The sequence below is a fragment of the Massilia sp. MP_M2 genome, assembly GCF_039123635.1.
GTDB lineage: Bacteria > Pseudomonadota > Gammaproteobacteria > Burkholderiales > Burkholderiaceae_D > Telluria.
Genome location: NZ_JBCHJF010000007.1, coordinates 197,367 through 217,179 on the forward strand (window position 1 = coordinate 197,367; position 19,813 = coordinate 217,179).

General features: G+C 66.3%; 19 protein-coding genes. 12 read left to right on the forward strand and 7 right to left on the reverse strand.

What is annotated here, in order from left to right:
- The first annotated feature begins 213 nt into the window (after positions 1–213).
- Positions 214–1,455 (forward strand): vanadium-dependent haloperoxidase, encoded by a 1,242-nt coding sequence (locus RCH14_RS16235; protein WP_343027134.1) that lies wholly within the window; start codon positions 214–216, stop codon positions 1,453–1,455.
- Positions 1,456–1,704: 249 nt separating this feature from the next.
- Here RCH14_RS16235 and RCH14_RS16240 read toward each other — a convergent pair whose 3' ends face one another.
- Together RCH14_RS16240 and RCH14_RS16245 are read right to left on the reverse strand one after the other, a co-directional pair.
- A complete protein-coding gene (locus tag RCH14_RS16240) occupies positions 1,705–3,537 on the reverse strand; it encodes a DUF885 domain-containing protein (RefSeq protein ID WP_343027135.1) in 1,833 nt (610 codons plus the stop codon).
- Positions 3,538–3,676: 139 nt separating this feature from the next.
- Positions 3,677–4,024, reverse strand: a complete 348-nt coding sequence (locus tag RCH14_RS16245) for a hypothetical protein (protein WP_343027136.1) — start codon at positions 4,022–4,024, stop codon at positions 3,677–3,679.
- Between the two features lie 89 nt (positions 4,025–4,113).
- On the opposite strand from RCH14_RS16245, the gene RCH14_RS16250 reads away from it, so the two are divergent.
- On the forward strand, positions 4,114–5,079 hold the full coding sequence (locus RCH14_RS16250) for an arsenic resistance protein (protein ID WP_343027137.1): 966 nt from the start codon (positions 4,114–4,116) through the stop codon (positions 5,077–5,079).
- A gap of 115 nt (positions 5,080–5,194) precedes the next feature.
- A complete protein-coding gene (locus RCH14_RS16255) occupies positions 5,195–5,677 on the forward strand; it encodes a hypothetical protein (protein WP_343027138.1) in 483 nt (160 codons plus the stop codon).
- 9 nt (positions 5,678–5,686) lie between these two features.
- On the opposite strand, the gene hemN is transcribed toward RCH14_RS16255, so the two are convergent.
- Complete coding sequence (hemN, locus tag RCH14_RS16260; RefSeq protein WP_343027139.1) at positions 5,687–7,078, reverse strand: oxygen-independent coproporphyrinogen III oxidase; 1,392 nt, start codon at positions 7,076–7,078, stop codon at positions 5,687–5,689.
- Positions 7,079–7,197: 119 nt separating this feature from the next.
- Entirely contained in the window at positions 7,198–8,832 is a 1,635-nt protein-coding gene (locus tag RCH14_RS16265; protein ID WP_343027140.1) for a methyl-accepting chemotaxis protein, read from the reverse strand.
- A 161-nt stretch (positions 8,833–8,993) separates the two neighbouring features.
- On the opposite strand from RCH14_RS16265, the gene RCH14_RS16270 reads away from it, so the two are divergent.
- The 4 genes from RCH14_RS16270 (at position 8,994) to RCH14_RS16285 (ending at position 12,157) form a co-directional block, all read left to right on the forward strand.
- Positions 8,994–10,223 carry a metal-dependent hydrolase gene (locus tag RCH14_RS16270; RefSeq protein ID WP_343027141.1) on the forward strand — a complete coding sequence of 410 codons (1,230 nt, stop codon included), beginning with the start codon at positions 8,994–8,996 and terminating at the stop codon, positions 10,221–10,223.
- Positions 10,224–10,332: 109 nt separating this feature from the next.
- Positions 10,333–10,728, forward strand: coding sequence for an MAPEG family protein (locus tag RCH14_RS16275; RefSeq protein WP_343027142.1), 396 nt, complete (start codon positions 10,333–10,335; stop codon positions 10,726–10,728).
- Between the two features lie 93 nt (positions 10,729–10,821).
- Positions 10,822–11,655, forward strand: a complete 834-nt coding sequence (locus RCH14_RS16280; RefSeq protein WP_343027143.1) for a universal stress protein — start codon at positions 10,822–10,824, stop codon at positions 11,653–11,655.
- A 40-nt stretch (positions 11,656–11,695) separates the two neighbouring features.
- Positions 11,696–12,157 (forward strand): hypothetical protein, encoded by a 462-nt coding sequence (locus RCH14_RS16285; RefSeq protein WP_343027144.1) that lies wholly within the window; start codon positions 11,696–11,698, stop codon positions 12,155–12,157.
- Between the two features lie 94 nt (positions 12,158–12,251).
- Here RCH14_RS16285 and RCH14_RS16290 read toward each other — a convergent pair whose 3' ends face one another.
- The 3 genes from RCH14_RS16290 to RCH14_RS16300 all read right to left on the reverse strand — a co-directional run bounded on the left by RCH14_RS16290 (position 12,252) and on the right by RCH14_RS16300 (position 14,067).
- Complete coding sequence (locus RCH14_RS16290) at positions 12,252–12,446, reverse strand: hypothetical protein (protein ID WP_343027145.1); 195 nt, start codon at positions 12,444–12,446, stop codon at positions 12,252–12,254.
- Between the two features lies 1 nt (position 12,447).
- On the reverse strand, positions 12,448–13,509 hold the full coding sequence (locus tag RCH14_RS16295) for a nitronate monooxygenase (RefSeq protein ID WP_343027146.1): 1,062 nt from the start codon (positions 13,507–13,509) through the stop codon (positions 12,448–12,450).
- Positions 13,510–13,581: 72 nt separating this feature from the next.
- On the reverse strand, positions 13,582–14,067 hold the full coding sequence (locus RCH14_RS16300; RefSeq protein WP_343027147.1) for an Lrp/AsnC ligand binding domain-containing protein: 486 nt from the start codon (positions 14,065–14,067) through the stop codon (positions 13,582–13,584).
- A 112-nt stretch (positions 14,068–14,179) separates the two neighbouring features.
- Between RCH14_RS16300 and RCH14_RS16305 the strand changes: the two genes are divergently transcribed.
- The 5 genes from RCH14_RS16305 (at position 14,180) to RCH14_RS16325 (ending at position 19,780) form a co-directional block, all read left to right on the forward strand.
- Positions 14,180–15,472 (forward strand): D-amino acid dehydrogenase, encoded by a 1,293-nt coding sequence (locus RCH14_RS16305; protein ID WP_343027148.1) that lies wholly within the window; start codon positions 14,180–14,182, stop codon positions 15,470–15,472.
- Between the two features lie 3 nt (positions 15,473–15,475).
- Positions 15,476–16,591, forward strand: a complete 1,116-nt coding sequence (gene alr, locus RCH14_RS16310) for an alanine racemase (protein WP_343027149.1) — start codon at positions 15,476–15,478, stop codon at positions 16,589–16,591.
- Between the two features lie 77 nt (positions 16,592–16,668).
- Positions 16,669–17,553: a LysR family transcriptional regulator gene (locus RCH14_RS16315; protein ID WP_343027150.1), complete on the forward strand. Its 885-nt coding sequence runs from the start codon at positions 16,669–16,671 to the stop codon at positions 17,551–17,553.
- Positions 17,554–17,708: 155 nt separating this feature from the next.
- Entirely contained in the window at positions 17,709–18,782 is a 1,074-nt protein-coding gene (locus tag RCH14_RS16320; protein WP_343027151.1) for a porin, read from the forward strand.
- A 29-nt stretch (positions 18,783–18,811) separates the two neighbouring features.
- Positions 18,812–19,780, forward strand: coding sequence for a Bug family tripartite tricarboxylate transporter substrate binding protein (locus RCH14_RS16325; protein WP_407070086.1), 969 nt, complete (start codon positions 18,812–18,814; stop codon positions 19,778–19,780).
- Positions 19,781–19,813 lie beyond the last annotated feature (33 nt).

Below are 19,813 nucleotides of genomic sequence, written 5' to 3' on the forward strand. Positions count from 1 at the left end.
TATTTGTAATTGGATTCACCTGTGCGATTTGGGCCGCCACTGGTATCGACCTTACGACTACTATTGGTATCGCCGCCTTTAACGAATAAGCGTCTCTTCAACATACCGTCGGCATTCTTCTGGTGATTATTGGATTGTCGTTCCACGTATCGAGAAAGCCCACAATGCCTGCCCCTACCGCCATCTGAAAATGGGAAAACAGACGGAGACATCATGTTCATGCACCGGATTCTGGCGATCGCCGCGCTCATCACGTGTCCAGCAGTGCGCGCCGATGTCATCGTGGATTGGAACGTACGCGCGAACGCGACAATGGTTGCCGAAGGGCCGAAGGTGGTCGGCAATCCATTTGCCATGTCGCGCACGCTCGCCATCATGCATATCGCGATGTCCGACGCGATCAATGCATGCGATCCGACGGTGACAACCTATCTGGCAGACCTGCCGAAACCGCCAGACGCTTCCAGCCTGGCAGCGGCGCACGCCGCGGCCAGGACGGTACTCGTCGCGCTTTACCCACGACAGGTTGGCGATATCGATCCACTGTATCTGGCTGGCCTGGCAGCGCTCCCCGATGATGTGGCCAAGGTCTCAGGTGTCCAGATCGGCATGCAGATTGCCCGCAGGATGCTTGCCCGACGCGAAGACGATGGCATCTTTGGCAGTACGGATACCTACCAGCCGGCGACGTCGCCCGGTATGTATGTCCCGACCAGCCTGCCAGTCGCCAGCAATGTGGCTTCCCGCAAACCATTTTTGATGCGCGACTATTCGCAGTTCCGGCCTGGACCACCGCCATTACTGCGCAGCGCACTCTGGGCGCGGGATTTCCACGAGACCCACGAATGGGGCGCGGCAAACAGCGCGCGCTGCGATGCGCTACAGACCGAAACCGCGCGGTTCTGGGAACAGCTTGGACCGCCAGCGTGGAGCCAGGTCACACGCGTTCTTTCGACAACCAGGCCCCTGCCGCTGGCAGAGAGAGCACGCGCATTCGCGCTGCTGAACCTGGCCATGTTCGACAGCTATGTGGCAGTGGTCGATGCCAAGTATCACTACCGTTTCTGGCGTCCCATCACGGCGATCCGCAATGGCGACCTTGACGATAACCCGTTGACGGAACGCGACGCTAGCTGGAAGGCCTTGATCGACACCCCGCCGCATCCGGAATACCCTTGCGCGCACTGCGCGGCCGATGGCGCAGCCGGCATCGTTCTTCGATCGATTCACGGCGCCGGGGCAGTCCCCTTCACAGTCACGTTCGCCGCCATGCCCGGTGTTGAACGCACCTGCACGCGTATCCAGCAAATGCAAAACGACATCGCCATGGCCCGTATCTGGGGAGGTGTGCACTTTCGTAACAGCAATGAAGTCGGTGAGGCGCTGGGAGCAAAGGTAGGCACCTATGTGTTGGGCGCTACCTTGCTTCGCAGTGGACAGCAAGCACAGAGATAGTGTGTCGGCCTTGCGCACTGACTTCGAGGGGCCGTTATGGACGTACTTTCAGTGACTGTCGAGCGCTGTGTTGACGTCGAATGGATTGAAGCTGTGTCAACACCGCCAAGCCATGGGGTTCCAATGCGCCCCTCGATCTCACGCTACAGCGCCGAAAAAAAACATCCCCACACAGGCCGGACCTGCGCGGGGATGTTGTGACCGTCATGCCGCGATCAAGAATGCCGGCTGAAGAACCGGGGCTCTACCTCACGCCTTCTTCTGCCCCGCAATCCAGTGATCGACCAGATTGCCCAGCACATCCAGCGGCACCGAACCGGCGCCCAGCACCAGGTCATGGAACGCTGGCAGCGAGAACTTGTCGCCCAGTTCGGTCTGCGCCTTCTGGCGCAGTTCCAGGATGCGCAGCATGCCGATCATGTAGGCATTGGCCTGGCCAGGCCAGACGATATAGCGCTCGGTTTCCTGCACGCCCATGCCGTAGTCGATCGCTTGCTGGCGCGTCCAGTTCTTGGTGTGCAGGCCCGTGTCGACCACGAGGCGGCGCGCGCGGAACAGTTCCGAACCCAGCGCGCCAAGCAGCCCCGGCACGTCGCCCTCATACCAGCCCTGCTCGACCGCCAGACGCTCGGTGTACAGCGCCCAGCCTTCCGAGTGCGCGCTGCCGCCGCTGAAGATGCGCTGGCTGCGGAATTTCGGCAGATCCTTCATCTCTTGCTGGATCGCGAGCTGGAAGTGGTGGCCCGGCACGGCCTCGTGGTACGACAGGCTGCGCATGCGGATCATCGGGAATGTCGGTCCGACCAGGGGCACCCAGAAGATGCCAGGACGCGTGCCATCCGGCGCCGGCATGCTGTAGTGCGCGGCGGCCGACGGCTCCGTCATCGGCGGCACGCGGCGCACGTCCACCGGTGCGCGCGGCTTGAGGTTGAACAGCGGCGCGCTACGACGTTCGGCGTCGCGCACCATCTCGTTGTAGCTGGCGATGATGCCCGGGCGCGGATCGCCCTCGCCTTTTGGCTGGAAGCGCGCGTCGAGCTGCTTCATGCGCGCTTCGATCCCGCCTTCGCTCAAGCCCAGCGACTTCAAATGCTTGTCCATCTCGGCTTCGATGCGCGCCACTTCGCGCAAGCCGATCGTGTGGATCTGGTCGGCAGTGAGCTTGGTGCTGGTGAAGTTTTCCAGCGCGCGCGCATAGGCGGCGGCGCCGTTCGGCAGGCGCGAGATGCCGGCCACCTCGGTGGTCGCCGGATGGATCTCGGCCATGAAGGCCTGCACGCGCGCATAGGCCGGGCGCACCTTCGTTTCGACGATGCCCGTGGCGCGGGCGATGGCAGCGCTACGCGCTTGCGGTGTCAGGTCTTTCAGCCCGGCACTGCGTTCGGTCAGCGACGTCACGAACACGTTCCCGGCTGCCGACGGCTTCAAAAAATGGTCGACCTGGAACTGCGCGCGCTCGAGGATGAAGCGTGGCGGGATCAGCTTTTTGGCCGCCGCGCCGCGGGCGCGCGCCAACGCTTCATCCATGCGCATGCCCACCTGATCCAGGCGCGCCAGGTAGCTGTCGACGTCCTGCTTGTTGCGCATCGGATGCGTATTGGTCATGAAGTTGACCAGGCCATTTTGCACGCCGCTAAATTGCGAGAACACGAAGTTGTAGTCTTCGAACGGCTCGTTCGCGATCACGTTCTCCAGCGACCAGCGCATCACGGATGCCGAGATCGTCTGGGTCGCGTCCAACGGCGCAGTCTTGAAGCCGTCGAGGCGCTTGAGGCCCTCGCGCGCCAGCGCCACGGCCTTTTGGCGATGCGCGGCGGTCAGTGGCGTCAGTTCGCGATCGAGGCGCGCCTGCTCGGCGCCGCTGAAGTACTGGGTCGATGTCGCCGACTGCGGCGACAGGCGCACCCAGTCTTCGGCGAAGCGGTCGGCCCAGACGTTGAACGCGGCGTCTGGTTTACTCGCGCTGGCCTGGGCCACGGGCGCTGGCGCGGCTGCTGCCGGCAAGGCCACCCCGGCAAGCATGGCGGGAACGCACAGGGCGGCGATGAGGGCGCGCGTGCTGCGCTGGCGGGTCAATGGCATGTCGTGGGCTTCCTTGTGATGATCTAGCGTCGGCGGTGGCTGCTTTTTGCCGTCAAGAATCTAACATGGAAGTAAACAGATCGACAACATGGGTGTTGCGGTGCTGCGTAAGTACTGCGCTACCGGAACCGGGCATCCGTCAATCGGCGTCGCCGCGCGCCGCCGTGATCATCCCGTCCTTGATGACGCTCTCGCCGCAGTAGCACAGCAGTGCGGCCGCGATGCAGGCCAGCACCTTCCAGCCCAGCAGCAGGCTGCCGATGCCCACGACTGCCGCGCCGATGGCCAGCCGGATCGCGAACCTGCGCCGGGTCATGCCGAACACGAGGCGGCTGCGCGGGCGTGTGTGCAGGAACACGACGAACATCAGCCAGTAGAAAATCGCGTAGACGAAGTACAGCAGCGCGCCGATGCCCAGCGCGAAGCCGACACCGGGCACGCGAAAAGCCAGCAGCGCGCCAAGGCCAAGGGCCAGCCAGTACAACATGAGGTTCCGGTACTGCACATGATCTCCTGATCGGTCGACAGCGGCATCTTACAATACGGACACGATTCATCCGACGAGGCGACACACCCATGCAGGCATTGCGCGACAAGCTGGAACACCGGCAGATCGCCATCTACTTCAGCGCTGTCGCGCTGGCGCTCATCGTGGCAAGCTGGATACCGGCAACGGCCAGCTTGGGCCCCGTCATCAATCCGGCGTTGGCCTTCATGCTGTTCGTGACTTTTTTGCAGGTGCCGCTGGCGCAACTTGGCTGTGCCTTCACGCACCTGCGCTTCCTGGCCGCGCTCCTGATGACCAACTTTCTCGTCATTCCCCTGCTGGTGGCGTGCCTGCTTCCGCTGGCGCCGGCCGATCCTTTGACCCGGCTCGGCGTGCTGCTGGTGCTCCTTGCGCCCTGCATTGACTACGTGGTGACGTTCTCGCACCTGGGCCGCGCCGATGCGCGCGCGCTGCTGGCCGCAACACCGGTGCTGCTGGTGGCGCAGATGCTGCTGCTGCCGGTCTATCTGCGCATCCTGCTGGGTGAGGATGCCGCCGCCCTGATCCAGCCGGCGCCGTTCATCGATGCCTTCGTCTGGCTGATCGCGGCGCCGCTGGCGCTGGCGGCCGCCGTGCAGTTGTGGGCGGCGCGCACGCGCACCGGCGCGCAGGCAGCCACGGTGCTTGGCGTGTTGCCAGTGCCGGCCACGGGGCTGGTGCTGTTCGTCGTGGTGGCCGCCGTACTGCCGCAGCTGGGCCAGTCACGCGCTGCGGCGCTGGCAGTCATCCCGGTGTACATCGCCTTCGCGCTGCTGGCGCCGCTGGCCGGCTGGTTTGTCGCGCGGCTGTGCCGGCTGGCGGCCCCCGCCGGGCGCGCCGTCGCCTTCAGCGGCGCCACCCGCAACTCGCTCGTGATCCTGCCGCTGGCGCTGGCCGTACCGGGCGCGCTGCCACTGCTGCCGGCGATCGTCGTGACGCAAACGCTGGTCGAGCTGGTCGCCGAACTGGTCTACGTGCGCACGATCGCGCGCCTGGGCGCCGGCGACGGCAACTGACGCTTGGCGCAGCGCAGACGCCGCTATGGCGTCTTGGCCCGACCTGCCGGACATCAAGGATGCACCAGCCGCGCACGACCATGATGTTTCCAATTGGAAATCAATGGAGACTGCCGTGGAAACCCTTATCGAGGTCGCGCCCGACGCGCCCTCCACGACCCCGAGCAAGGCCTGCACGCTCGACGCAAGCCTGCCTCTGTGGAATCCGCGCGCGGCGACCTGCCTGGGGCTGCTGCTTTCGCCCGTCTTCAGCGCCTACATCCACATGTGCAACTGGGATACGCTGGGCGAAGACGACCAGTCGCTCGAAGCCCGGGCCTGGTGCTGCATGTTGCTCGGTTATTTCGTCACGTTCGGCGTCCTGCTCGGCGTGAGCGACATCGTCGGGCGCAACCTGACGCCGCCTTTCTCGGCGACGATTGGCCTGCTAGCAGGCTGGCATGTCTGGGGCGGCCGCGGGCAGGAACGCTATGTCGCCGTCATCACGGGCGGCGCCTACACGCGCCGCCCGTGGCGCGGTGTGATTCTGGCGGCGCTGGCCATGCTGGCAGTGCTGGTCGTGATGGTGGCGGCCGTGGTGCGGGTCGTGCGGGGCTGACGCCGCGCCCTAGATGGTGCGCGAAAAGCGTGGCGCGTCAGCCTGCCGGCCAAGATAGCGATCGAACACCATGCACAGGTTGCGAATCAGCAGGCGCCCCTTGGGCGTGACACTGATCCACGCGTCGCCCACCTGCACCAGGCCATCGGCCTGCAGCGTGCGCAGGGCCGCCAGTTCGGCTGCGAAGTAGTCGCCGAACACGATCGGAAACGCCTGTTCGATGGCCGTGATCGACAACTCGAACTGGCACATCAGTGTCTGGATGATCGCACGGCGCAGCAGATCGTCCATGCCCAGACGGATGCCGCGCTGGAGCGGCAGCGTCCCGGCGTCGAGCAGCGCATAGTAGTCGTCGAGCGTCTTGGCATTCTGGCTGTAGGTCGCGCCCACGGCGCCAATGCTCGACACGCCGCATGCGACCAGGTCGGCATCGGCATGGGTCGAGTAGCCCTGGAAGTTGCGGTGCAGCCGGCCCTGACTCTGGGCCACGGCAAGGTCGTCGCCCGGCTTGGCGAAATGGTCCATGCCGATATACACATAGCCGGCCGCGCCCAGGCGCTCGATGCACAGCTGGAGCATGCCGAGCTTGATGTCGGCGGCCGGCATATCGGCCTCCAGGATGCGCCGCTGCGGCTTGAACAGATGCGGCATGTGGGCATAGTGGTAGACCGAGATGCGATCCGGGCTGGCCTTGATGACCTTCTCGAGCGTCTGCGCCATGCTGGCCAGCGTCTGCTTCGGCAAGCCGTAGATCAGGTCGATGCTGACCGAGCGAAAGCCTGCAGCGCGCGCGGCATCGATGATGGCCACGGTCTCGGCTTCGGGCTGGACGCGGTTGACGGCGCGCTGCACATCCGGATCAAAATCCTGCACGCCCAGGCTGATGCGATTGAAACCCTGCTGACGCAGGCTGTGCACGCGCGCGGCCGACACGGTGCGCGGATCGACCTCGATCCCATATTCGCCGATTGCATCCGGCGCAAAGCGGAAGCTGGCCTGCAGATGCGCCATCAGGTCGCCCATCTGCGCGTCGAGCAGATAGGTCGGCGTGCCGCCACCAAAGTGCAGTTGCTCCACCGCGTTCATGCCGGCAAACAGCCGGCTTTGCATCGTGATTTCGCGCTTGAGGTAATCGAGATAGGTGGCCGCCCGCTCGCGCTGGCGCGTCACGATCTTGTTGCAGGCGCAGTAGTAGCAGACGGTGTCGCAGAACGGAATGTGCACGTACAGCGACAGCGGGTGCCCGCCGCGCTGGCGCCGTGCCGCCACGGCGGCCAGATAGTCGTCGGCGCCGAAATCAGCGCCGAAGCGATCGGCGGTGGGATACGAGGTGTAGCGCGGACCGGACCTGCCCAGCCTGGCCAGCAATGCACCATCGAACTGGGCGGCAGGAAAGACCATCGCGGAACGGACGGCAAAAGGGAGTGCAGCGTGACCCGGCATGATGAACAGCTCCAGCAAAAAGAAAACTAACTGCGGCAATCACCGCGTTGCAGAAGGCAACGCGGCGCCAACAGCGGTCAGCTTATTGAGCCCTGCCGGATGAATCCATGCGGTGCATCAAACGCGGCCACGTCCGCCGTCGCCGCCCTCGTCGTGCTGCGGAATTTGAAGACCGACAGCGCCAGCGACAGGCGCGCCGCCTCATCGGCCACGCTGCCCGAGGCCGCGGCCGACTCCTCGACCTGGGCCGCGTTGCGCCGCGTGATCGCGTCGAGTTGCACCATGGCGGCATTCACGCCGTCGATTTCCCGCGCCTGCTCGCGGCTCGCGGCCGTGATCGCACTCATGATCGCAGCCGCATCGGCCACCTTGCCCACCACGTCGCGCATCGTCTGGCCGGCAGCGCCCACCAGTTGGCCGCCCTGGCCGACGTGGGCGCGCGAGACCTGGATCAGGCCGGTGATTTCGCGGGCAGCGCCAGCCGTGCGCTGGGCCAGGCTGCGTACTTCGCCAGCCACGACCGCGAAGCCCCGCCCCTGTTCGCCGGCGCGGGCCGCTTCTACGGCGGCATTCAGGGCCAGCAGATTGGTCTGGAACGCGATGCCATCGATCAGGCCGATGATGTCGCCGATCCGGCTCGACGAGGCGCTGATTTCCTCCATCGTCGCGCCGACCCGCTCGACCGCCTGGCCGCCGTGCCCGGCGACGGTGGTCGCGGCCAGCACCATGCCATCGGCGCGTACCGCGCTGTCCGTGTTGCGGCTCGCCGCCTCGGCGATCGTGCCCAGGCTGCCCGCGGTCTGCTCCAGGCTCGCTGCCTGCGCTTCGGTGCGGCTGGCCAGGTCGGCATTGCCGGCGGCGATCGCCCGGGTAGCGTGCTCGATCGAGCTGACGTTGTCGCGCACGTCGCCGATGACCGCGGTCAGGTTGACCGTCAACTGGCGCAGCGCCAGTTGCAGCCGGCCCATCTCGCCGGTGACGGCTGCCGACGTGGGCGCCGGGTGCGCCAGATCGCCACCCGCCAGCGCGTGGACGGTGGCGATCGCGTCGTGCAGTGGCCGCACGATGCCGCGTTGCAGGCCATACCAGGCCGCCAGCGTGGCCAGCGCACCCGCGCCGGCAGCGGCGCGCCAGGCGCCCCCCCCGGCCGCCAGGCCCAGCGCCGCCAGTAGCAAGGTCTGGCTACCCATCAGCCAGCCGAGCCGCTGGCCGAGCGGCGCATCGCGCAGCAGGCGCAGCAAGCGATCCAGTCCCAGGCCGCTACGCACCACACGCCCGCGCACGATGGCCAGGCCGCGTGCGTCCTGGTCGATGAACTTGCGATACAGCGCGCCTGCCGTCTCGACCTGTTCACGCGTGGGCGCGGTGCGCACCGACATATAACCCGTTATCTGGCCGTGTTCGCGGATCGGCGCCACATTGGCCACCACCCAGTAAAAGTCGCCGTTCTTGCGGCGGTTCTTGACCAGCCCGGTCCATGGCTCGCCATCCTGCAGCGTGCGCCACATGTCGGCGAACGCCTCGGGCGGCATGCCCGGATGGCGCACCATATTGTGGGCCTTGCCCAATAGCTCGGCTTCGGAAAAACCGCTGACCTCGACAAAGCTCGGATTCACATAGGTGATGCGGCCCTTGGTATCGGTCTTCGAGACGATGGACTGCCCCGGTTGCAACCGGTATTCGGTCGTGGTGACGGGCTGGTTGTGACGCACTGCGCTCTCCTTGAAGTTTCTTTGATGCAATGTTTAAATTGTACGGACAACTTTCACAAAAAAATTTGATGTGGATCAAAAATGGCCGGCTGACTCCCCTGAGGTGACGGTGTAGACCTTGGCCGGGGTCAAGATGTTGCTTTTCAGGATAAACTTTGGGCATGGATAATCTGACCCACTCCCTGGTCGGCCTGGCCCTCGGCGAACTCGTCGACCGCGCCCTGCCCGCCCACCCCGATCCGCAACGCGGGCGCACCCGGCGCCGCGTCCTGCTGGCCACCGGCGCGCTGGCCAGCAACTTCCCCGACCTCGACCTGGTGCTCACGCCACTGCTGGCCCCACCCCTGGGCTATCTGCTGCATCACCGGGGGCACACGCACACGCTGCTGTTCGCCCTGCCGCAGATCGCCCTGCTGCTGGCCCTGATGTGGCTGCTGTGGCCGGGGGCGCGCCGTCTCATGCAGGGCGATCGGACGGCGCGCAACGCGATCCTTGCCACTGCCGCGCTCGGGATGGTCCTGCACCTGTCGTTCGACTTCCTGAACGTGTACGGGGTGCACCCGTTCTATCCGCTCGATGCGCGCTGGCTGTACGGCGACGTCGTGTTCATCGTCGAACCCGTGTTCTGGACCGCCTTGGGCGTGGCGCTGGCGCTGCGGGTGCCGGGGCGCGTGCTGCGCTGGCTGTTCACCGGCATGATGCTCGCCGCGCCGGTGCTGTTTTTCACGATGGGCTTCCTGCAATGGGGTTCGCTGGCGGGACTATTGCTGCTGGCGGGCAGCGTCGCGCTGGCCTCACGCCGGGCCGGCGTCACTGGCCTCGTCACGGCCATCGTCGCCTGCATCGGTTTCATTGCCATCCAGGGTGTGGGCGGGCATCTGGCGCGCGAACAGATCCGCAGCGCACTGGCGGCGGTAGAACCGGGCAGCCGCGTGCTCGACATGCCGCTGTCAGCGTTCCCGTCCAACCCGCTGTGCTGGTCGTTCGCGACCGTGACCGACAATGGCGGCGCCGGCAGTTACGCGATCCGGCTGGGCGTGTTGAGCCTGGCGCCGGGCGTGACCGGGGTGGAAGCCTGCCCCGTGCGCTTTGGCGGGATGCCGGGCAGCGCGCCCGCCGAGCTTGCATGGAAGCACCGTGAAAGCGGCACCCTGGCCGGCTTGCGCGCCCTGCAGCGTGACAATTGCCAGTTCGACGCGTGGCTGCGCTTTGCGCGCGTGCCGTCGCTGATGGGAGGCCAGGCCACCGATATCCGTTTCTCACAGCCCGGCGAGGACAATTTCTCGACGCTGCCCTACGCAGAGATGGCCGGCCAGCCGTGCCCGGCCCCCGTGCCCCAGTGGGGCCGGCCACGGGGCGATCTTCTCGGCGAGCAGCAGGTTCGCCCGTGACCTTCCGGCCCGAATGGCCGACTGGAGACAGCCGGGCCGGTCAGCAGTGCGCGCCCCGACGCATGAAAGGCGCGACACTGCTCCCACACGCTCACACAATAAGGAAACCATGACGACCGAACTGACCCTGCTGGCCTGGACGCTCGTGCTGGCGCTGGTCCAGATCATGCTGGTGGCCAACCTGCGCACCGCCGAGACCGGCATTCAGTACAACGCCAGCGCCCGCGACGGTGAAGCGCCGCCACCGCGCCCCGTCACGGCGCGCCTGCAACGGGCGCAGGCCAACCTGTTCGAGACACTGCCGCTGTTCATTGGCGCGGTCCTGATCGCGCACGTGTCGGGCAGCGAAGGCGATCTCACGCTGTGGGGCTGCTGGATGTATCTGATCGCGCGCATCGTCTACATCCCGCTGTATGCGGCCGGGATTCCGTACCTGCGCTCGCTGGTGTGGCTCGTGTCACTGGCCGGCCTGATCATGGTGCTGGCCGCTGTGCTGACTGCTTGACGTGCATCAAACGCGCGCCTGACATGGGCGCGCGCCGGGCGTATGATTTTCTCGTCGTGCCTCGTTGCACGTCCCATACGAACGGAGTCAACCATGTTCAAGACCATCCTCGTGCAGATCGACGGCAGTGCGGGTCAGGCCAACCGGTTACGCGCGGCGGCCGTGCTGGCCGAGATGCACGGCGCCCATCTGGTCGGCGCCGGCGCTACCGGCATCTCGCTGGCCAGCTACGCGGTGCTCAATGGCGGCATGGCCGCGCCGTTGTCCGACCGCGCGTTCGAGGCGCTGCGCGACGACGTCCGCACCCGCCTTGACGCGTTTATCGAACAGGCGCAGCGCCTCGGCATCGTTGGCACCGAAGCGCGCCTGTTCGAAGGCAGCACGCTCGACGGTCTGCTGCTGCAGTCGCGCTATGCCGACCTGATCGTCGTCAGCCAGGCCGACGCCAACGACCGTTTTGGCACCGAGCACGGCTTGCCGCAGTCCCTGGCGCTGGGTGGCACACGCCCGGTCCTGGTGGTGCCCCCCGCTTACGCCGGCGCGCCAATTCCCGGCAACGTGCTGGTTGGGTGGGATGGCTCGATGCCGGCCCAGCGCGCCATCAGCGCTGCCCTGCCCCTGCTCACGCGCGCCGCCAACGTCACGCTCGGGTTGATCAACCCAGAACACCAGTCCGACCTGCACGGCGAAGAACCGGGTGCGGATATGGCGCTGTACCTCGCGCGTCACGGCGTGACGGTCAATGTGGCCGTCGCCCATACCCGTGCACGGGAAAGCGACGCGCTGATCGGCATGGCGCGCGAGGTCCACGCAGGCCTGCTGGTTACCGGCGCCTTTGGCCACAGCCGCTACCGCGAATGGTTCCTGGGTGGCGTGACGCGCGACCTGCTCGGCAGCGCGCCGGTGCCGCTGCTGATTGCTCACTGAGCGCTCACTGAGCGCTTGCTGAGCTCACACTGCTCACACCATGGCCTTTCGCCATTTTCCGGGCGGTGCGGCGGGTGCCATCGGCGCCGCCTTGCGCCATGCGCGGCGCCGCCTGTGCGCGCGCCTGGCGGGCGCGCTTGATCCGTCCGGCATGCCGAACGCCAGCTTCGTGCGCGAATTTCCCGTGCTGGTAGCCCTTGTCGAAGCGGGATTCCGGCATGAAGAAGCGATGATGGAATTGCTCGGCTATCAGCGCCTGCACGAGCATCTGGCTGACAACGCCGTCATCCTGGCAGCGCTGCACCGTGCCTTGCCACTGGTCGAAGACGGCGACATCACAATTGGCCGGCGGCTGGTCGCGGCGCTGCTTGACCTGCTGTCACTGCATCGCCTCTGCACCGACCTCGCGCTGGCAACGATCCCCAGCCTGCCTGCGGGTCGCCAGGGCAGTCACCTCGCGGGGGCGTTGAAGCGCCGCAACTACGTCAAACCGTCACGCTGACGCCGGATCACATTGCCCGCCACCATGAACGTGCCATCGCCCTTGTAATGCAGCGTCTCAGGATGCCGCGGCCGCGCCGCCGCGCGCGCCGCTATCACTTCAGGCCATGACTGTGGTTCGCGGACGAGATCACGCAGCCGATCAGCGACGGCGAAAATTCCATCAACGTGTGCCAGCCCATCACCATCACGTCGAGCTCGCCCGCATGGGCCGACGTGACCAGCACTACCGGTCCCGGCTCCATGAAGCGGCGCACCTCGTGCAGCGGCAGGTCGGGCTTGCGCGCCATCTTATGCTTCGTGCGCAGCGCCCATTTCTTCGACCAGCAGCGCCACGAGCTGCGCTGCCGGCATCGGGCGCGCCAGCGCATACGCCTGCCCGGCCCAGTTGACCGAATAGTCGTCGATGCCCTGGCTGCTGGCAGCGGCATGCAGCGCCTTGGCGGCGTCGTAGGCGATCGGATAGTCGGGAACCGGCGGATGCCCGGGCGCACCGATCGTGCTGAAGAATGGATTGATGATGCCGCGCGCCGGTCGGCCCGAAATCGTCGCGGTGACCGCCGTGCCAAGGTCGGGTTGCGTCAACAGCGCGCGATAATGCTTTGACGTCTGCGCTTCCGGACAGGCCAGGAAGGCCGTCCCCATCTGCACGCCACTCGCGCCCAGGCGCAGGCTGGCGCCGATCCCCTGCCCGTCCATGATGCCACCGGCCGCGACCACGGGGATACGCACCGCCTTTGCCAGCCGGCGCACCAGCGCGAACGTGCCGAGGGCCGGGTCGGGCAGCGCCGGATCGAAGACGCCCCGATGCCCGCCCGCCTCGTAGCCTTGCGCGACAACGATGTCGATGCCGGCTGCCTCGATGGCGCGCGCCTCGGCCGGGTTGGTGGCGGTTGCCATCAGCACGCAGCCGGCGCCGTGCAGCGCGGCGATCTGCTGCGCTGTCGGCACGCCGAAATGAAAGCTGACCACGGCCGGGCGCGTGCGCACCAGCACGTCGAGCATGTCGGGGTCGGCCAGGAAGCTGCGGTAGATTTCGCGCAGCGTGCCCGGCGGCGCCTGGCCCGTGCGCGCGAAGTGCGGCGCCAGGTGATCGAGCCAGCGCGCCTCGCGCGCGGCGTCGGGCTGCGCCGGCGCGTGCGTGAACAGATTGACGTTGAACGGACCGCTCGTGAGTGCCTGCAGCGCCGTGATCGCGCTCTCGGCCTGCGCCGCCGTACCGGCGCCCAGCGCGAGCGAGCCCAGACCACCAGCGCCGGTCACGGCTGCCGCCAACTGCGGCGTACCGAAGCCGGCCATCGGCGCCTGGATGATCGGATGGCGGATGCCGAGCAAAGTCGTCAGGGTGTTCACGGGCACTCCATGGGTGGTTGGATGGTCCGACCAGTATAGTGCGTCGCCTGTTGGGTAGCACAGGGGAGCGCGCTAGCGCGGAATCGACAGCGCCAGCGTTTCTTTCAGTTCTTCCATCACCACATAGCTCTTGGACTGGCCCGCATCGGCCACGTGCAGGATCTCGCCCAAGAGGCGCCGGTATTCGGACATCTCGGGGATGCGCGCCTTGATCAAATAGTCGAAGTCGCCCGACACCAGGTGGCATTCGAGCACCTCGGGAATGGCCAGCATCGCGCGCCGGAAGCGCTCGAAGGCCGTGTCCGACTTCTGGTGCAGGTTGATCTCGACAAATACCAGGATCTGCATGCCCAGGGCCTGCGGATTGACGCGCGCGTAGTAGCCCATGATCACGCCGTCGCGCTCCATGCGCTTGACGCGCTCGATGCAGGGCGTGAGCGACAGTCCTACCTGCTCGGCCAGGTCTTTCATGACGATCCGCGCATCCTGCTGCAGCACCGCCAGGATGTGCAGGTCGATGCGGTCGAGGATGCGATTCGAGGCCTTTTGTACGCGCATGGGCAAACTCCGTAATTTTTGCTGAAAACTGCCGTATTAACAGAAACAATTATCAGGCTTCTAGCGTTACGATGGCAAGCTTTACCAAATCCTGATTCTTTTCGAGGAAATTATGCGTGTCATCGTATTGGGCAGCGGCGTGGTCGGCGTCACCACCGCGTATTACCTGGCCCTGGCCGGGCATGAGGTCACCGTGATCGATCGCCAGCCGGGTCCCGCCCTCGAAACCAGTTTCGCCAATGCCGGCCAGATCTCGCCCGGCTACGCTTCGCCGTGGGCCGCGCCCGGGATTCCGCTCAAGGCCGCCAAGTGGCTGTTCCAGCGCCACGCGCCGCTGTCGATCAAGCCCGACGGCTCGCTGTTCCAGCTGCAGTGGATGTGGGAAATGTACCGCAACTGCGACCCGGCGCGCTACGCCGTCAACAAGGAGCGCATGGTGCGCCTGGCCGAATACAGCCGCGATTGCATGCGCCAGCTGCGGCGCGACACCGGCATTGCCTACGAAGGCCGCCAGCAAGGTACCGTGCAGCTGTTTCGCACGCAGCAGCAGTTCGACAGCGCCGCCAAGGACATCGAGGTGCTGCGCGACGCCGGCGTGGCGTACGAAGTACTGCAAGGTGCGCAGCTGGCCACGGCCGAACCGGCGCTGGCCAATGTGGCCCACAAGCTGGTGGGCGGCCTGCGCCTGCCGAACGACGAAACGGGCGACTGCCAGCTGTTTACGACCCGCCTGACCGCCATGGCGCGCGACCTGGGTGTGCGCTTCGAATTCGACACCACGGTGCGTCGCCTGGAAGAAGCCGGTGGCGAGATCGCCGGCATCGTCACCGACAAGGGCGTGTTTACCGCCGAGCAGTACGTGCTGGCCACCGGCAGCCACACGCGCGCCCTGTTGCAGCGCTGGTTCCCGGTCCCGGTGTATCCGATGAAGGGATACTCGCTGACGGTGCCGATCGTCGACGCGGCACGCGCGCCCGTCTCGACGATCCTCGACGAAACCTACAAGATCGCCGTGACGCGCTTTGACGACCGCATCCGCGTGGGCGGCATGGCCGAGCTATCGGGATTTAACCTCGAGCTCAATCCGCGCCGCCGCGAAACGCTCGAACTGGTGGTCAACGACCTGTTCCCCGGCGCGGGCGACACCGCCCAGGCCAGTTTCTGGACCGGCCTGCGCCCGATGACCCCGGACAGCACGCCGATCGTCGGCGCCACGCGGCTTCGCAACCTGTTTCTCAACACCGGCCACGGCACGCTGGGCTGGACGATGGCGGCCGGTTCGGCGACCGTCATCGCCGACCTGGTTGGCGGCAAGACGCCGGCGATCCGCGCCGACGACCTGGCCGTATTCCGCTACGCCGGTGCACGCGACGTCTCCGCTGGTGCCGAACTGGCGCGGACGTAAGCGATGCCGTCCGCAGCGCGCGCCGGCGCGTACCTGACCGTCGACCTGCACGCGGTGCGGGCCAATTACCGCCATCTGCGCACCCTCGGCGCCGGCGTTCAACGAAGCGCTGAATGCGGCGCCGTGCTCAAGGCCGATGCGTATGGCCTGGGCATGGCGCCGGTGGCCGCCGCACTGGTGGCCGAGGGCTGCCGCACGTTCTTCACCGCGCACCTGGACGAAGGCATGCGCCTGCGGACGATGGTCCCGCCTGAGGCCACCATCTATGTGATGCACGGCGTGATGCCGGGCGCCGCGCGTGACTGCCTGGCGCACGACCTGGTGCCGGTGCTGAACGATCCGGGCCAGCTCGACGAGTGGCGCGCGCTGGCGCGGGAAACTGGCCGCGTGCTGCCGGCCGCGCTGCAGTTCGATACGGGCATGGCGCGCATGGGCCTGGCGGGCGCGGATGTCGAGCGCCTGCGCCAGGACCCTGCCTGGCTGGACGGCGTGCGCCCGCAACTGATCATGAGCCACCTGGCCTGCGCCGACGAAGCGCAGCATCCGCTCAATGCGCGCCAGTGCCAGCGTTTCGATGCCGTGCGCGCACTGTTTCCTGGCGTGCCGGCCAGCCTGGCCAATTCATCGGGCGTGTTCCTCGGCCCGGCCTTCCATCACGAGCTGCTGCGCCCGGGCGCGGCGCTGTACGGCATCCACCCGCAGCCGGGGGGCGTCAATCCGCTGGCGCAGGCGGTGTCGCTCGCTGCGCGCGTGGTGCAGCTGCGCAGCATCGACGCGGGCGACATCGTCGGCTACGGCGCACGCTACGTGGCGCCCGGCCCGCGCCGCATCGCGACCATCGCCATCGGTTACGCCGACGGCTGGCTGCGCGCGCTGAGCGGCCGCTCATACGCCTATGTCGACGGCGTTGCCGTGCCGTTTGTCGGCACCGTGTCGATGGACAGCATCACGCTCGACGTGACCGGCGTGCAGGAAGAGCGCATTGCGCCGGGCCAGAGCGTCGACCTGCTGTGCGCGCAGCAGACGGTGGACGACGTGGCGGCGCAGGCCGGGACGATCGGCTACGAAGTGCTCACGCGCCTGGGCAGCCGTTTTTACCGCCAGTACATCGGCTTGTAACCCGGGGGCTTGATCCATCCTTCACCGGTTACACTAATCGCCCGGCGACCCGCCGTATTCTGGTGAAGAGGTAACCCTTGTTTGAAATCAGCCAGCTGCGCTGCTTCGTCGCGGTCGCCGAGGAACTGCACTTCAGCCGCGCGGCCGAGCGCCTGAACATGACGCAGCCGCCACTGAGCCGCCAGGTGCGGCTGCTCGAACACAGCGTGGGCGTGGCCCTGCTCGAGCGTACCAGTCGCTCCGTCACCTTGACCGCGGCCGGCAAAGCCTTCCTGCCCGAAGCGACGCGCATCCTGCGCCTGGCGCAGGAAGCCGCAGTCAAGGCGCGCCGCACCGCCAGCGGCGAACAGGGTTCGCTGACCATCGGCTTTAGCGCCGCGTCGGGCTACAGCCTGCTGCCGGCCGTCGTGCGCGGTATCCGCCTGGCCTGTCCCGAGGTCGCCCTCAATCTCAAGGAGCTGGTCAGCACGGCGCAGGTCGAAGCCCTGAATGCAGGTGAAATTGACCTTGGCCTGATGCGGCCCCACACCATCAACAGCGAACTGGAAAGCATCCTGATGGTGACCGAGTCGCTGATGCTGGCCATCCAGGAAAGCGACGCACACCTGTGGCCCGAGGCCCCGACGCTGGCCTGCGTTCATGGCAAGCCGTTCGTCATGTACTCGCCGTACGAGGCGCGGCCGTTCTACCAGATGCTGAGCGAACGGTTCGCCAGGGCCGGCGTGGTACCGGACATCGTCGAGCATATTGGCCAAGTGCACACGATGCTGGCCCTGGTCGGCGCCGGCATGGGCGCGGCCCTGATCGCGGAAGGCGCGGCGCGCCTGAAGTTCGAAGGCATCGTCCTGCGCAAGGTGATCACTGACCCGGTGCACCTCGTCGCCACCTACCGGCGCGACAACGACAATCCTGTCCTTGCACTGCTCAAGGACCGGGTGCTGTCATCGTTCCATTCATCGTGATGGCAGCATTGATTCAATTCCTGAATTGCCGGCGTCACCCTTTGGATTGATTCGGCATTGATCTCCGCTTTATGATGGCCCCAGCCCGAGGCGTGCAACGCCAAAGGCTGCGTACGGATCACATAAGGTCCGACCACATAAAAAAGGAGACAGTCTTGAAAACAGCAGCAGCGCTTGTCCTGTTACTGGGTGCCGGCACGGCCCATGCCCAAACGTCCGTCGCGTTCTATGGCCTGGTGGACGCCGCCATCGTTGTCGAGGATGGCGGGTCGGCCGGCCGCGTCACCAAGGTCACCAGCGGCGCCGCCGCCGCATCGCGCTTCGGCCTGCGCGGCGTGGAAGAACTGGGCGACGGCATGGCCGCCTTCTTCACGCTGGAAGGCGGCACCAAGATCGACACCGGCGAAATCGATGCTGCCGGCACCATCTTCAATCGCCAGGCCTACGTTGGCTTGCGCGGCAAGTTCGGCGCGCTGGCGCTCGGGCGCCAGTACACGCCGTATCACACGGCGATGGTCTCGATCGTCGACCCGTTCAACACCGGCTATGCGGGCAGCGCCAAGAGCCTGTTTCCCCACAGCGGTACCAATATCCGCACCAGCAACACGATCACCTACGCCACGCCAAAGAAAAATGGCTTCGATGGCGAACTGGCCTACAGCGTGGGCGAGCAAAGCCGCGCGGCCGCAGGCCGCCAGTTCGGCGGCGCGATTGGCTACGCGGCCGGCCCGCTGGCCGTGCGCCTCGTCTACAACAACAAGAATACCGATGTCGCCGCCAATGGCGCGGCACCTGGAGTGGATCGGTCGATCGGCCGCAACATCCTGCTCGCAGCGTCGTACAACGCCGGCTGGATCAAGCTGCATTCGGGGATCAGCAGCGACAGGGGCGACAACGCCGCGCCCTTGATCAACGCCAACAATCCGTACGGCGGCGTACGGCCGACACCATCGCTTGATGGGCGCAGCTACCTGCTCGGCATCTCGGCGCCGGTCATGGGGGGCACGCTGCTGGCATCGGTCCTGCACAAGGACGACCGCACCCGTTTCAATCAGGATGCCAATGCCTGGGGCATCGGCTACCTGTACGCGCTGTCCAAGCGCAGCGGCCTGTACGCGGCCTACGGCCACGTCGACAACCGCAACGGCGCCGGCTACACGGTGGCGAACAATACCGAATCGGGCAGCGGCGACACCGCCTACAACCTGGGCCTGCGCCACAGCTTCTGAGTCAAACACGATAACAACGAGGAGACACAATGACGATCCGTACCAAGGCTTCATCCCTGCTCATGGGACTGGCAATGCTAGGTGGCGCGCAGGCAGCAGGTTTTCCTGACAAGGCAATCAATGTCGTCGTGCCGTTCCCGGCGGGCGGCTCCACCGATGCCATCGCGCGCGCGATCGGCCCGAAGGTCAGCGCCAAACTCGGTCAGCCGTGGGTCGTCGACAACCGCCCCGGCGCCACCGGCGCGCTGGGCGGCGGCTACGTCAAGCGCGCGGCGCCCGATGGCTACACGCTGATGGTCGCGTCGATCGGCGTGTATTCGGTCAACCCGCTGCTGCAAAAGACGCTGCCCTACGATCCGTCGAAGGACTTCGACCTGCTGACCGTGGCCGTGCAGGCGCCGAACGTGCTGGTGACAAATGCCACCGTGCCAGCCACCACGGTCGCGGACTTCGTCGCCTACCTGAAGAAAAATCCCGACAAGATCACGTTCGCCACGTCCGGCGCCGGCAGCTCCGACCACCTGACGACGGCGCTGTTCTGGCAAAAGACCGGCACCTCGGGCCTGCACGTGCCGTACAAGGGCGGCGCACCGGCGATCACCGACCTGCTGGGTGGCCACGCCAACGCGTCCTTCCAGAACATCAACGTCGTGCTCAGCCACATCAAGGCCGGTAAACTCAAGGCCCTGGCGGTCACGGGCAGCAAGCGCTCGGCGGTGCTGCCGAACGTGCCGACGCTGGGCGAAGCCGGCGTCAAGGAAGTCGACGTCTATTCGTGGCAGGGCATCGCGGCGCCGAAGGGTTTACCGAAAGATGTGAAGGCTACGCTGCACGCGACGATCACGGGCGCGCTGCACGATCCGCAGCTTGCGGCCAAACTGACCGAACAGGGTTTCGAGGTCGTGGCTTCGTCGCCCGAACAGTTCGCCACCTTCCAGGCGCAGGAACTGGCCCGCTGGCGCGAAGTGATCATCAACGGCAAGATCACGCTGGACTGACGCAAGACCCGATCAACCCATTTTTCGAGCAGC